We start from the raw sequence: 13,962 nt of genomic DNA on the forward strand, positions 1-13,962 counted from the left end.
AAGCACCCAGCAGTAGATCAGTAAATTACTGAAAGTCGAGCTTACTCACCGCATCAAAAAAACAAGCGGGATCACTCGCTGAGAACGAGTTTCTCTATACTGTCCTGTTTAGCCCGAAGCTCTAGAGAGTGTTCCCTCTCTCCGAAGAGCGTTGGCTTCCTCCGTCACTCTCGATATTAGGGAGGGGCATGACAAGAAACTTCCGAATACTCGAGTGGGAAAACACATAGAGACTTATGTCTAACTTTATCGTCATCGGCAGTTTATCTAGTTGCGTAAGACTTGTCAGACCTTTCTGCCAATGGAACTCGAAGCGGAGATTTCAAGAGAGAACAATAGCACCTCCGTCCACTAAAGTTAATACGCGCTTCTTCTTATCACTTAGTAGGAAGGCAGAGGTGAGTTTCCCAGGATTGCTATTGTCAAACTGCTAGCCTTCATTGAGAATGGTGAGGCGCACTTTTGTAGTGCAATTAAGTTACGAAATAGGGTATCACGGCACGCCCAAGCCGTGCTCAAAACTCTCGAAGACACGCGTACGGATGAACAAAACTAGTGTTGCAAATAAAACCCAAAAGGAAGTGAATCTCCTGGACTTTTCCAAAGTTAGAACTAACGCGATATTAACATCCGACCAGAAGGTTGGGTTTCTCCGTGGAATGATGCGCATTCGACGCTTTGAGCAGGCTGCTCTAAAATACTACAATCAGGGGTGTATGGGTGGGTTTCTTCATCTCTATATTGGCCAAGAGGCTGTTGCCGTCGGCGCATTATCCCTCTTGAGTGTAGATGATCATGTCATTACTGCCTACCGTGACCATGGCCACGCCCTCGCCATAGGAATGGACATGAATGGGTGTATGGCCGAGCTATTTGGGAAAGCCACTGGTTGTTCAAAAGGAAAGGGTGGGTCCATGCATTTTTTTTCACCGGAAAAGCACTACTGGGGAGGACATGGGGTAGTGGGCGGACAAATCCCATTGGGATTAGGTGTTGCCTACGCTTTAAAGTACAAAAAAATCCGGGGTGCTGCGCTCTGTTTTCTAGGAGATGGGGCAATTAATCAAGGGACATACCATGAATCCCTTAATCTTGCTGGTCTTTGGGACTTGCCAGTTGTTTATATCATCGAGAACAATCAGTACTCGATGGGAACGAGCGTGGAGCGCTCTTCTGCTTTTAGGAATTGCCTGGCTCAACGCGCAGAAGGTTATGGAATTGCCTGGGATACAGCCAATGGAGAGGACCTCTATGAAGTCCGGGCAAAAACTCAGGGAGCCATTCAACGAGCCCATGAAGATTGCCGTCCCACTGTCCTAGAAGTCAGAACCTATCGCTACTATGGACATTCGGTTGCTGATGCAAATGCAAAAAAATACAGACCCACTGAGGAAATTGAGCGCCACAAGAATTTTCACGATCCTATTCGGCTTTGGTGTGAGCGTCTACTTGATGAGGCAGTTATCACAGAAAAGCTAATAGATCAAATCGATGAGGAGGTTAAGTGTGAGGTAGAGCTTGCTGTTCAGTTTGCCACCAGAAGCCCTTCTCCAAGGGAAGAAGCCATTTTTGAAGATGTCTATTATGAAGTAGATCATGCGACCCAAGCTGGTCGTAGCGGTACACATTTTTTCCGGTAACTTTTTCCGATAGTTGATTTCATGCCTTTGATTACCTACCGCAAAGCTCTTAATAACGCACTTGCTGAAGAACTTTTGCGTGATGAGAATGTAGTAATTGTTGGTGAGGAGGTTGCTGAATACGACGGAGCTTATAAAGTTACCGAGGGTTTGTGGAGACGTTTTGGAAGCAGGCGTGTGGTGGATACTCCCATCAGTGAGGCTGGATTTATCGGGCTAGGAATAGGGGCCTCTATGCTAGGAATACGCCCAGTGATTGAGCTCATGTTTTGGAGTTTTGCCTACGTGGCCTTTGACCAAATCATTAACAACGCAGGATGTATTCGGTATATGTCAGGAGGTCTTATTCACCTTCCACTCGTTATCCGTGGCCCTGCGAATGGTGGAACGAATGTAGGGGCTACTCACTCACACACTCCGGAAAATTTCATCGCTAATACTCCGGGCTTAAAGGTGGTTTGTCCAGCAACAGCCTATGATGCAAAAGGGCTAATGAAGGCTGCTATTCGCGATAATGACCCGGTCTGTGTAATGGAAAATACCCTACTTTATGGAGAAAGCTGGGATGTCCCTGAAGAAGAGTATCTTATTCCTCTAGGCGTAGCAGATATTAAGCGCAGAGGAACAGATGTTGCACTCATCGCCCACGGTCGGGCTGTACTTACTGCTCTAAAAGCTGCTGATATCCTGGCGAGGCAGCACTGCATCCACGCAGAAGTCGTCGATCTGCGCTCCATTCGGCCACTGGATGAAGAGGCGGTCCTGAATTCTATTCGTAAGACTCACCGGGCTGTCTTAGTCGATGAGAATAGACCCTTCTGCGCAGTGTCTTCCCAGATCGCTACCCTCATTCAGGAGAAAGCCTTCGATGAATTGGATGCCCCTGTGGTTCGCGTCTGCACCTTAGATGCTCCGGCAATCTATAGCCCTGAGCTTGAGAGAGGGCAGCTTCCCACTGCGGAACGGGTGGTCAATAAAACTCTTTCTATTTGCTAATAAGCCTTTCCGATCCTAATCCTATCATCCTGTACATTTTATGTCCTCCATTCCCATCGAAATGCCTAAACTGAGTGATACCATGACTGAAGGGACACTCCTTCACTGGCTTAGAGAAGAGGGTGATAAGATCGAGATTGGCGATGTGCTCGCCGAGATAGAGACTGATAAGGCCATTATGGAAATGGAAGCTTTTGATGAAGGTGTATTAGAAAAAATTCTCGTACCGGATGGCACAAAAGTCCCAGTGGGTGCCCCAATTGCTCGACTTTCTGGGAAAACATCTGCGACTTCTCACGCTGCTCGCTCAGCAGCTGCTCTCCACACTCCAACTATCGTCGCCTCTTCTCTACTAGCGACCCCTTCATCCCTCTCCTCTAAGTCCTATAGACGGGTAATGGCCTCCCCGTTAGCCAAAAAGATTGCTGCAGAACTAGGAGTAGACCTTTCCCAACTTCAAGGCACCGGTCCTGGTGGACGTATTGTCTCCAGAGATGTAAAAACTATAGCAGTAAGTTGGAGCAGAGGCAGTAGTTCGTCTGCTACCTCCCCCCATATTCCAGTTCTCTCTCGCCGGATTGAACTCAGTGGTATGCGACGCTCAATTGCCTCTAGGCTATTGGAGAGTAAAACTAAAATCCCTCACTTTTATTTGCAGTTGGAAGTGGATGCTGCACCACTCACCAGACTCCGAAAACAACTCAGCGAAGATATGCAAGCCACTAACAATCAGAAAATTACTGTCAATGACTTTGTGCTACTTGCAGTTGCTCGTGCGGCTACCTCTTATCCTAAAATCAATGCAACCTTCACCGGGGATGCTATCTTACAGTATGAAACCGTTCATCTAGCTATAGCAGTTGCCGTAGAGGATGGAGTAGTAACACCGGTCGTCCGAAATGCCCAAAACCTTTCCCTCCGGGAAATCAGCCTAGCTGTTAGAGATCTTGCTATTCGTGCCAGGGGAAAAAAGTTGAGACTGGAAGAGTACCAGGGAGGTACCATTACCGTTTCCAATTTAGGTGTGTATGGGATAGAGTCATTCTCCGCAATTATCAATCCTCCTCAGGCAGCCATCCTTGCTGTGGGAGCTATCGTGAAAAAGCCTGTGGTAACCTCCGAAGGTCAAATTATTGTTGGCCAACGGATGTCGCTTTCACTAAGTTGCGATCACCGCATAATAGACGGTGTTGCAGCTGCTGAGTTTCTTACAGCTTCTCGTAAATTTCTTGAAATTCCTGAATCCCTGCTTTTCTTGTAGTACCCTACCCTGATCCTATCATGGCTTACGATCTTGTTGTTATTGGAGGAGGTCCAGCTGGCTATGTTGCTGCCATCCGCGCTGCTAAGTTGGGGAAGAAGGTTGCCTGCGTTGAGGCAACCCGGGCAGGAGGAACCTGTTTAAACTGGGGCTGCATTCCAACAAAGTCTCTGCTACGCAACGCCGAGCTCTACCACATAGTACAACGACAAGGGGAAGAGTTTGGGCTTAAATTTGATCATCTTTCCTTTGATTGGAACAGGGTTATTGACCGTAGCAGAAAGGTAAGCGACAGACTTGCAGGAGGGATTGAACAACTATTTAGGAAGAATAATGTTGACTACATTCTTGCTAGTGGATCTATCCCTCAGGCGCACCTCGTGGAGGTAGTAGATCAGGAAGATAGGCGTAAAGTGTTAGAAACCTCTAAAATCCTTCTTGCCACCGGGGTCGTTCCACGCGAAATGGTCGGCCTACCATTTAACGACAGAACGGTTGTCAGCAGTAAGCAAGCCATGGTTCTTCCACAGCCTCCGAAGGAAATCCTCATTGTTGGAGGGGGGGCCATTGGCATTGAGTTTGCCTACTTCTTTAATGCTTTCGGCGCCAAGGTAACTGTTATAGAGGTAATGCCAAATATTCTCCATCTAGAAGATACAGAAGTTAGCGAAGTACTGGCAACATCTCTTGCTAAACAGGGTATTCGCCTTTTGACTAGCACTAGGGTGGAAAAAGCGGAGATTAAAGGTGGAAGTGTCTACCTCACCCTTTTAGGGAAGGAGGGCGAGATGGCTCTACAGTCACCCACCGTATTGGTAGCGATTGGCGTGTCCCCCGTCCTGCCGTCTGGCGTATCGTTTGAACTTGATCAACGTGGATACCTCAAAACCGACGATTACTACGCAACCAGTGTCGATGGGGTTTATGGTGCTGGGGATATTATTGGCCCACCATGGTTGGCTCATGTAGCCAGCTATGAGGCAATTCAGGCGGTTAATGGTATGTGGGGATTATCAAAACCCAAAAAAACTTCTGTCTTCCCAAGCTGTGTCTACTGTCAGCCCCAAGTGGCTAGTGTTGGTATGACCGAAAGGGCTGTTAAAGAAAAGGGACTGCAGTATCGGGTGGGAAAGTTTCCATTTTATGCCAGTGGAAAGGCATTAGCTGTCGGAGAAAGTGAGGGATTTGTAAAACTTATTTTTGGCGAACCCTATGGGGAACTGTTGGGAGCTCATATCATCGGTAGTGATGCTACGGAGATCATTGCAGAACTTGGCCTCGCAATCACTCTTGAAGCCACGTTTCACGATGTGATCGATACTCTTCACGCACATCCTACCTTAAGCGAGTCCATTAAAGAAGCTGCAGAAACAGCCTATGGGTTAGCTACTCACATCTAACCCAAAAACAACTCCATCCTAAATCTTCCAATTATACAAAAAAATCGTCGAATGCATTTGCATTCCTCAAGGCATACTATCCACTAAGGGGGTTGAGTACTTGTAGTTTCCAAGTTTTTTGCGTTGGGGATGTCTACAATTACATTCGAGAGGGATCAGTCTTGTCCTTGTGCGTAAAGGGGAGTAGCAACGCCAGGAAGGGAATATTTTGCGTGTACTTTGTGCAAAAAAGAAGTTACCGTGGATGCTGGGTGGCAGCTGCTTGTGGTGTCGTTGGTGGTGCGGCAGTGCGCTGTAGAGAAAAAAACCAGATCTTGTTTATCGCATGTCCAAGCTTATGAAGTCCTCGTCCTCTACTCAGCAAGCAGCCACAGCTTCTTGTGAAGAGGCTGTTGTACCGACGGCTCAGGCATTAGGTGAGGCAATGGTCGTCGTGACTAGCCTGTTTTTTGTGTGGGGGTTTCTCACCTGCCTCAATGATATTTTGGTTCCTCATTTGAAGGCAGTGTTCAACCTTAACTATGCAGCGGCTGCACTCGTTCAGTTTGTCTTTTTTGGTGCTTATTTTATGATGTCCCTCCCTGCTGGAAAAGTTGTAGGACGGTTAGGATACCAGCAGAGTATGGTAGTAGGGTTGCTAACAGCGGCGGCGGGAACACTGCTTTTCTATCCGGCAGCCGGTTTTGCCTCCTATCCAATTTTTCTTGGAGCCCTCTTTGTATTAGCCTCTGGGATTACGCTTCTCCAAATAGCAGCGAATCCCTTTGTTTCCTCCTTGGGAAAGCCGGAAACTGCCTCCAGTCGATTAAACTTGACCCAAGCTTTTAACTCCCTGGGGACAACTGTCGCTCCCTCATTTGGTGGGTGGCTAATCCTGGCTGGGACAGAGGCGGGGGCCGTTATAACAGACAGGGTAGCTAGGGCTGCGTCGGTGAAAGTTCCCTATCTGATTATCACAGGGATTCTCCTGCTTATGGCTTGGTTTCTCAACAAGTTTCAATTGCCGAGGCTAGCCGCCATAGAGGGGGATCAGAAGCGCCACGGTAGCCTTGTGGAAGTACTATGCATTCCAAACCTATTTCTTGGTTGCGTTGGAATTTTTCTCTATGTGGGGGCTGAGGTAGCAATTGGGAGTTATCTCATTAATTTTATGGGTGAATCTACCGTAGCAAGTCTCTCTCCCAGGACGGCAGCTACCTATGTATCTTATTACTGGGGTGGAGCGATGTTGGGACGCTTTCTCGGATCTCTCCTCCTTCGAAAGGTTGATGCTGCCTGGCTCCTCAGGTTCAACGCTCTTGTTGCTGCTTCGCTCTGTATGCTAGCATACGTTTCGCGCGGAACGATTGCCATGTGGGCGATACTACTGGTTGGTCTCTTCAATTCTATCATGTTCCCGAATATTTTTACCCTTAGTATTCGAGGGCTAGGACGCCTTACTAGTCATGGTTCTAGTCTGCTCATTATGGCGATTGTAGGTGGTGCCATTATCCCAGTTCTTATGGGGCGCGTGGCAGACGTTATAGGATTGCACCAATCATTTTTTATCCCGGCAATATGCTATCTTTATATTGCCTATTATGGGTTCTATAGCTTAAAGGCCAAACGTGCTTGAGCTATTTTTAACCTTCTGCAGAAGGAAGTAAGGTGGATGTCAAGTAGTAGGCGGACGTATCTATCCCTGAAGGGAGAAGTTAAACGGACGGGAAAAGCGCTAATTGGATCGGATCGTAATGAAAAGGCCTGTTGTCCTCGTCGTTCGAGACGGTTGGGGGATTAATCCAGAAGGGAATGTTAAAGCAGTAGAAAACGGTGATGCTACTCTTCTTGCAGCGACTCCTTACCATAACTACCTTTACGGTGCATTTCCACACAGTACACTCAGGGCAAGCGGAGAGGATGTCGGTTTGCCATCCGGACAAATGGGAAACAGTGAAGTAGGACACCTAAATTTGGGAGCGGGGCGTATTGTTTATCAAGACTTAACTCGAATCAATAAGGCCATCCAGGCAGGAGTTTTAAGCACCAACCCTGTTTTACAACAGGCTTTCTCTAAGGCGCGCTCAAACCGGCTTCACCTTTTAGGTCTTGTATCGGATGGGGGCGTCCATAGCCAACAAATGCACCTCGTAGCACTCGCCAATGCTGCTCGTACAGCAGGAGTAGCAGAAATTTTAGTGCATGTCATTACGGATGGGCGTGATTCCCCTCCTACAAGCGGAGCGCAATATTTGACTCAGTTATCTCAGGAGTTAAGTGCGAGCCAAGCGAGAATTGCCACCGTAGTCGGCCGCTACTTCGCTATGGATCGCGATAAGCGGTGGACAAGAAGTAAAGTAGCATGGGATGCAATAGTCTTGGGACGAGGGGAAAAGACGAAAGACTCACCGTCCATTGCGCTAGCGGGCCATTATGCAAGTGGCGAGACAGATGAATTTATAAGACCGCTTATTTTTTTGTATGCGGACCAGCCGCGTATTCACGACGGGGACGTTGTACTTTTCTTCAATTTTCGTTCAGACCGAGCTCGGCAGCTGAGCATGGCATTTCTACAAAACGACTTCAGCGAGTTTTCTCGAGAAGTAACCCCAGCGGTGCACTACATTACACTGACCGAGTATAGCTCCGACTATAAGTGTCCAGTTATCTTTCCCCATCAGACTTTAGAAAACGTTCTTGGAGAAGCTGCTAGTAAGGCAGGACTGCATCAGCTTCGTATAGCCGAAACGGAGAAATATCCCCACGTTACCCACTTTTTTAACGGGGGAATAGAACAACCCTTTCTTGGAGAGGACCGTATAACCATCCCCAGTCCGAGGGAAGTTCCAACATACGACCTAAAGCCAGAAATGAGTGCTACTGAGTTGGCGCATACCGCAGTGGAAGCTCTAGCTCACTATGATCTAGTTATCATGAATTTTGCCAACCCAGATATGGTGGGACACACCGGAGTCCTAGAAGCAGCAATTCAAGCTGTTGAAGTTGTCGATAAGGGGGTAGAGAAAGTTGTGGAAGCGACGCTTGCATTGGGTGGGTGTTTGTTGATTACAGCTGACCATGGCAATTGCGAGAAGATGCGTAATGCAGACGGGTCGGCACACACGGCCCATACAACTAATCCTGTCCACTTGGTTTTTGTTTCTAGAGATGCCTGTCGCTTTACAGTAGACAATGGGATTTTAGCAGATATTGCCCCTACGCTTTTATCTCTACTCAATCTGAAACGGCCATCCCAGATGACAGGTAAAAATCTCCTTAGACGTAAACTGCCATAAAAGTCTGCTGAGCTGAGAGCTCTTTATGATGGAAGCAACTCTCATTTCAGAGTTGAAGGCAGCTATCCGGGATATTCCCGATTTTCCAAGGATAGGTGTTACTTTTAAAGATATTACGCCTATCCTTGGGAATGGCACACTTTTTCAGGCGGCTGTGGCTCAAATGGCGGAGGTCTGCAAAAGGGAGCAGGTTGCAAAAGTCGCTGCTGTCGAAGCACGTGGTTTTATCTTTGGAGCTGCCATAGCAGCCTTCCTGGGAATCGGCTTTATTCCAATACGGAAAAAAGGGAAACTTCCTTTTCTAACCCGCGCAATCCGTTACTCCCTAGAATATGGCTCTGGGGAGCTAGAATCCCATAAAGATGCATTCCTTGCTGGCGAACGAATCTCCATTGTAGATGACGTACTAGCTACCGGCGGCACTGCTCGTGCTGCCGCTACCCTTGTGCAAGAATCTGGAGCGCAAGTCGTTATTACACAGTGCTTCCTCGAGATTTCTCTCCTGAAGGGTAGATACGCACTTGCTCCATTGCCAGTTTTCTCCCTCATTCAATTTTGAGATATTCGCTGTGTACAATCTTCTAAGAACCGCAGAGAACACATCAGGAATCGAAATAACCTGAGCCCACAGCAAGACGAGCGGAGAACTTATCTCCGCCTACAAGTGTTCCATGGAAAAGTGAACAAACTCTAGTGTGCCACGTCGCTCTGAAGCATACCGCGGATCGACAAGATATGGCACTGATTTTCTGGAGTAGAGCAAGATTTTTCAAATTTTTGCGAGGTAGATGTAGTTCCTAAAAAGCACTGTTGTTTTTCTTTGTTTTCACCAAATTGTGTTGACCTTCCTTCCGGGGAATATTGAGATGTTGTCTCAAAATGGAGAATCACCAGTGAAAAGCACAATCAGCAGCGAAATTTGCACCACTCTACGGCATGCCAAAGTAGGTCAGTCTCTCCGCCTAATTCGACTTAATGGAGAGCCTACCTTTTGCCACCGTCTGAGAGAAATGGGTCTCTGCGAATCTGTTCAGTTTCGTAAAGTCTCGAGCGGGGTGTGCCTTATTTGTTGGGTCTGTGGAGTGCGTCTTGCCTTCAGCCATCAGCTGGCTGATAAAATTGTTGTCATTCCATATGAGGAGACTGCTGCTTAACTCTCCTGTTCGAATAGCACCGAGCACCGTTCTACAGCAGTCCCTGTAGTCCTCTGTCTCATTGGTCTCATGGATCTGAGGAATTTTGGGGGAGCAAAGGGCCCCCTCTTCGTATCAGCGCCCACGCATACCTGCACTGGGTGCTATACCACAGGCGCTGGCATTAATGTAAGCTTTTCCCGAGAGGGGTGTTTATGTTTTCGTTCCCCGTATATTACCGGGAACTCGTCATAGATTGAAGTCGGTGAGATAACCCATGATCTCTGTGCTTAATACTGCCTGTTCTTCTTCCAAACAGATTACAGCTGCTTTAGTTGGGAACCCTAATTGTGGAAAAACAACTCTCTTCAATGCACTTACTGGACTACGCCAGAAAGTAGGTAATTATCCGGGGGTAACTGTGGAAAAAAAAACTGGAAACTTTAGTGGCCCACATGGGGAGCCCATACGGCTAATTGATCTCCCTGGCACCTACGGCCTCAATCCAACCTCGCCTGACGAGCGTATCACTACAGAAGTTCTTCTCGGATTACGAACCGATATCTGTCCTCCTGATTGTATTATGTGCATAATAGATGCCACTAGTCTTCGGAGACATCTGTTTCTGGTAAGTCAAGTCTTTGAGCTAAGAATTCCTATTATCCTTGTTCTTACCATGATGGATCTTCTCAAGGGACGGGGGAGGGCCATCCATGCTGCAAAGCTTAGTAAGGAACTTGGATGTCCGGTTATTCCGTGTAATGCTGTTGACCGCAGCGGGTTAGTAGAACTACGGCAGCTTGCTGTTAAATACAGAAAGAACTCTCCGTCCCCTTTTTCAGAGTCTTTCCCACTTTTGAGAGAAGCTACAGCGCGCTTGTCTAAAGTAGCGACTCCGAGCCACAGGGCGGCTGCTCACCTTGCCCTGTTCGAACCTTGCGCCAGTCGGCTCTCGCTCTACAGACTACCGGCGCCGCTTATAAATGAAGTTCTTCAGGAACAATCTATCTTGGATAGCAAGTGCGTCGGATGGAGGCATATAACTGCTGCTGCTAAGTACCATAGGATTCAGAGAATTTGCTCCAGGGTTCTTTACCGCTATTCACACCAGCAGGCAATAGTAGATACGACTGACCAGCTTGATCATTTCCTTACACACCCAGTTTGGGGTTGGATGGCATTTTCCTTTGTGATGACGGTCATGTTCCTGACCATTTTTATCGTTGCTGCTTATCCAATGGACTGGATTCAATCTGGGATTTCCTTTGCCAAGAATTGGGTCAAAAGCACTTGCCCAAGAGGAGATTTGACAGATTTACTTTCAGACGGCGTGATGGCTGGTTTAGGTGGAGTTCTTGTCTTTCTACCACAAATCTTGATCCTATTTTTCTTTATTGGGCTCTTAGAGAACACTGGATATATGGCTCGAGCAGCCTTCATGATGGACCATTTAATGAGTCGAGTCGGTCTACACGGAAAATCATTTATTCCACTTTTGAGTTCATTTGCCTGTGCTATCCCAGGCATTATGTCTACCCGTGCTATTCCTGATGCTAGAGATCGCCTGGCAACTATTTTAATTGCACCGTTTATGAGCTGTTCTGCAAGAATACCGATCTATACACTGATGATCGCATTGCTTTTGCCTGCCAACATGCCTTTTGCCTACCTGGCCAAGGCTAGCTTGATGTTCTCTATGTATGCCATAGGGGTCGCAGCAGCCTTTACCTGCGGGTGGTTTCTAAAAAAAACCATTCTCAAGGGTGATCTCTCCTGCCCTATGGTGATGGAGTTACCTCCTTACCGTTTCCCCTTATTTGCATCTATACTCCAACAGGTGTATCAGCGTGCCGTAATCTTTTTAAAACGTGCTGGCACTGTGATTCTCGGGATTTCTATTCTTCTATGGTTTTTTTCCACATATCCAAAGTCAGGCGTCCAGTCTCCAGAGGATATACTGGAACACAGCTTTGCTGGAAAAATAGGATTGACTCTAGCGCCTATCTTCCAACCGCTGGGATTTAACTGGAAAATCAGCATCGGTCTTCTTTGCGCTCAAGCGGCACGAGAGGTTTTTATTAGCACCCTCAGCATAGCCTACAGCGTAGGGGGGAGAACAGAAGAAATGAATAAACCGCTACGTGAAGTACTTCTCAGAGACCACTGGCCAGACGGGCGACCTGTCTTTACCCCCCTCGTTTGTATTACAATCATGGTGTTTTTTGCTCTTTCTCTCCAGTGTATTGGTACCATCGCCATAACACGTCGGGAAACAAACAGTTGGAAATGGGCCGCGTTTCAGCTTGGCTACATGTTTGTTGTAGCATATGGAGCGGCACTGCTAGTTTACCAAACCGGTTGTCTCCTTTCGCTGGGATAAAAAGATTTACGTGATCTAATTAAAGTATCTACGTGCTAATGAATGAATGCCGAACTTCAAAGCATTGAAGCTATGGGGATTGTGGCCATTTCTGCCGTGCTTCTCTTAAGGGGGGCAATGAGAAAAAGTGATAAGCCCTGTAAGGGGGGGTGTGGCTGTCATATGCTTAAAAGGAGTCTTTTAAAGAAAAGTAAAATACAGAAGAAACCCAACGGCGTCCGCTAAATATTCCATCGACTTGTATGAAAGGGGACCACGGGAGAAAAAAGACTCAACAACCACCCAACACCTGATTCTACCGTGGTTATCAAGTAGACTTAGATTAACAAAACGGCTGCGCTGTCGTAGACTCAGGGATTTTGCTAACTCTACAAATGACTAGCGTAGTCCTTTTGTAGCCCTTTTTCACGAGGCAGGGAGCTTTTCGAGCGTTATTTCGTTTGGGCAAAAGAAGCCTTCCTAGGGAAACTTCTAGTAAGCAGCCAAGGAGAAAAGACAATAGCCCACGCTCAAAAAAACTCTCTAGAAGGCCGACTACCCTGAGTGAGGAGGGTTTCGCAGCTCTCGTCCTAGATCGTTCGAGTGTATACAGCACAATGGTCCGCGAGGGAGGCATCTCATTTCAACAATGCCCTCGATGCAGGTAGAACGTAAGAGCCTGCAGAAGAAGCACGCGAGAAGAGCACTCCCAAGGTGGGCTCCTAAATCTTTGTCCGAAAGAAATCAATGGTAACCTGCATGCCCTCTTCAAGGGAAACTTTTGGTTCCCATCCAAGAATCTTCCTAGCCCTAGAAATATCAGGTCGTCTCATCTTGGGGTCGTCCTCTGGGAGAGGGCAAAACTCAATTCTTGAGGGCTTCTCTGTAAGGCGAGTAATTTCTCTGACAAACTGGAGAATACTCATTTCACTAGGGTTTCCGATATTCACTGGTTGGTGATAATCACTTGCCATCAGGCGGTAAATGCCCTCAATGAGATCTGTCACGTAGCAAAAACTACGGGTTTGGGATCCATCACCAAAAATAGTGAACGGGTTTCCGTTAAGGACTTGGTCAATGAAAGTCGGGACCACGCGCCCATCCTTTAGTCTCATGCGCGGGCCATATGTATTAAAGATACGGACAATTTTAGTATCCATCTGGTAATGACGATGGTAAGCCATAGTCATGGCTTCTGCGAACCGCTTAGATTCATCGTAAACTCCACGTGGACCAATCGGGTTAACATTGCCCCAGTAGTCCTCGTTTTGTGGATGAACAAGAGGGTCACCGTAACACTCTGATGTAGAAGCAAGTAAAAATGCGGCTCTTTTTTTCTTTGCAAGCCCGAGTGCATTATAGGTTCCAAAAGCCCCTACCTTCAAAGTAGGGATGGGGAGTTCTAGGTAATCAACAGGGCTTGCCGGGCTGGCGAAGTGCCAGACAAAATCTACGTGATCTGGAAGGAGGATACACCCAGTGACGTCATGATAGACAAACTCGAAGTTTCTGTTGTTAGCTAAGTGCTCGATATTGGAAGCGTTCCCAGTGGCTAGATTATCAATAGCAATGACTCTATGCCCCTCAGACAGAAGGCGATCTGTGAGGTGGGAGCCAAGAAATCCTGCTCCGCCGGTGACCACGCTTGTTAACAGTTGGGGAGACATGGTTTAGGCTTGTTCTTCTTCCTGTCTCTAACGGAATTCTTGCGAGCAGAAGGAGAAATGTTCCTTCTTGTTAAGCCAAGAGACATGCACTCGTACTAGAACTCAAGCGAGTTCAACTTTCCAAAAGAAAAAAAGTGCAAGGATAACTATCCCTCTAAGGGGAATTGATAGCTCCATAAAACCCCGGCGCCGTGCTAGTTCCGTGTATATCGCGAGAAAAGTTAAATATCC

The 13,962-nt window shown here is 47.2% G+C and carries 11 protein-coding genes; 10 read left to right on the plus strand and 1 reads right to left on the minus strand.

From position 1 onward, the window contains the following. Nucleotides 1-542 precede the first annotated feature (542 nt). The 10 genes from pdhA (at nucleotide 543) to AMD24_RS00615 (ending at nucleotide 12,310) form a co-directional block, all read left to right on the plus strand. On the plus strand, nucleotides 543-1,640 hold the full coding sequence (pdhA, locus tag AMD24_RS00570; RefSeq protein WP_082382981.1) for a pyruvate dehydrogenase (acetyl-transferring) E1 component subunit alpha: 1,098 nt from the start codon (nucleotides 543-545) through the stop codon (nucleotides 1,638-1,640). 21 nt (nucleotides 1,641-1,661) lie between these two features. Further along, nucleotides 1,662-2,636, plus strand: a complete 975-nt coding sequence (locus AMD24_RS00575) for an alpha-ketoacid dehydrogenase subunit beta (protein ID WP_062100209.1) — start codon at nucleotides 1,662-1,664, stop codon at nucleotides 2,634-2,636. A gap of 40 nt (nucleotides 2,637-2,676) precedes the next feature. Continuing rightward, complete coding sequence (locus tag AMD24_RS00580) at nucleotides 2,677-3,897, plus strand: dihydrolipoamide acetyltransferase family protein (RefSeq protein WP_062100210.1); 1,221 nt, start codon at nucleotides 2,677-2,679, stop codon at nucleotides 3,895-3,897. 20 nt (nucleotides 3,898-3,917) lie between these two features. Continuing rightward, nucleotides 3,918-5,297 carry a dihydrolipoyl dehydrogenase gene (gene lpdA, locus AMD24_RS00585; protein WP_062100211.1) on the plus strand — a complete coding sequence of 460 codons (1,380 nt, stop codon included), beginning with the start codon at nucleotides 3,918-3,920 and terminating at the stop codon, nucleotides 5,295-5,297. A 337-nt stretch (nucleotides 5,298-5,634) separates the two neighbouring features. Beyond that, a complete protein-coding gene (locus tag AMD24_RS00590) occupies nucleotides 5,635-6,912 on the plus strand; it encodes a sugar MFS transporter (RefSeq protein WP_235503195.1) in 1,278 nt (425 codons plus the stop codon). Nucleotides 6,913-7,030: 118 nt separating this feature from the next. Continuing rightward, the gene (gene gpmI / locus AMD24_RS00595) at nucleotides 7,031-8,572 is read left to right on the plus strand and encodes a 2,3-bisphosphoglycerate-independent phosphoglycerate mutase (protein ID WP_062100212.1); all 1,542 of its coding nucleotides are present in this window, start codon (nucleotides 7,031-7,033) and stop codon (nucleotides 8,570-8,572) included. Nucleotides 8,573-8,597: 25 nt separating this feature from the next. After that, entirely contained in the window at nucleotides 8,598-9,131 is a 534-nt protein-coding gene (locus AMD24_RS00600) for an adenine phosphoribosyltransferase (RefSeq protein ID WP_148565155.1), read from the plus strand. 307 nt (nucleotides 9,132-9,438) lie between these two features. Then, a complete protein-coding gene (locus AMD24_RS00605; RefSeq protein ID WP_062100213.1) occupies nucleotides 9,439-9,726 on the plus strand; it encodes a FeoA family protein in 288 nt (95 codons plus the stop codon). Between the two features lie 256 nt (nucleotides 9,727-9,982). Further along, entirely contained in the window at nucleotides 9,983-12,085 is a 2,103-nt protein-coding gene (feoB, locus tag AMD24_RS00610; RefSeq protein WP_062100214.1) for a ferrous iron transport protein B, read from the plus strand. Nucleotides 12,086-12,127: 42 nt separating this feature from the next. Further along, the gene (locus AMD24_RS00615) at nucleotides 12,128-12,310 is read left to right on the plus strand and encodes a hypothetical protein (protein ID WP_062100215.1); all 183 of its coding nucleotides are present in this window, start codon (nucleotides 12,128-12,130) and stop codon (nucleotides 12,308-12,310) included. Nucleotides 12,311-12,786: 476 nt separating this feature from the next. On the opposite strand, the gene AMD24_RS00625 is transcribed toward AMD24_RS00615, so the two are convergent. Continuing rightward, complete coding sequence (locus tag AMD24_RS00625) at nucleotides 12,787-13,731, minus strand: UDP-glucuronic acid decarboxylase family protein (protein ID WP_062100217.1); 945 nt, start codon at nucleotides 13,729-13,731, stop codon at nucleotides 12,787-12,789. Between the last annotated feature and the right edge of the window lie 231 nt (nucleotides 13,732-13,962).

The sequence above is a fragment of the Candidatus Xiphinematobacter sp. Idaho Grape genome (genome assembly GCF_001318295.1).
Lineage (GTDB): Bacteria > Verrucomicrobiota > Verrucomicrobiia > Chthoniobacterales > Xiphinematobacteraceae > Xiphinematobacter.